This is a genomic window from Gilvimarinus gilvus (assembly GCF_030518155.1).
In the GTDB taxonomy this organism is placed as follows: Bacteria; Pseudomonadota; Gammaproteobacteria; order Pseudomonadales; family Cellvibrionaceae; genus Gilvimarinus; species Gilvimarinus gilvus.
In genome coordinates, this window is the sequence record NZ_JAULRU010000036.1 from 1 (window position 1) to 302 (window position 302).

Consider the following 302-nt stretch of genomic DNA (forward strand, 5'->3'; position numbering starts at 1 on the left):
CAAAACTTTCGTACAACACGCCGAGAATGATGTACACCGCCACCAGTGCCGCCAGGATCAGCCAAGGCTGGCTCGCCAGCGAGCTTTGGAAGGCCTGCGCTGCGCCCTGGAAGTTGCCGCTGATCGAATCGGGCATGCCCAGCTCGCGCTGGGTGCGTTCAAGGATGCTCACCGCATCGCCAAGGGCCACGCCCGGGGCCAGGTTGAACGACAGGTTGGCGGCCGGGAACAGGCCGTCGTGGCTGATCGACAGCGGCCCGGTGCTGGGCGGCGCCACATGGGCCACGGCCGCCAGGGGCACC

The 302-nt window shown here is 67.5% G+C and carries 1 protein-coding gene; it reads right to left on the minus strand.

What is annotated here, in order from left to right; genetic code table 11:
• The coding region (locus QWI17_RS00180; protein ID WP_302720488.1) for an efflux RND transporter permease subunit at positions 1–302 on the minus strand (302 nt) is incomplete at both ends.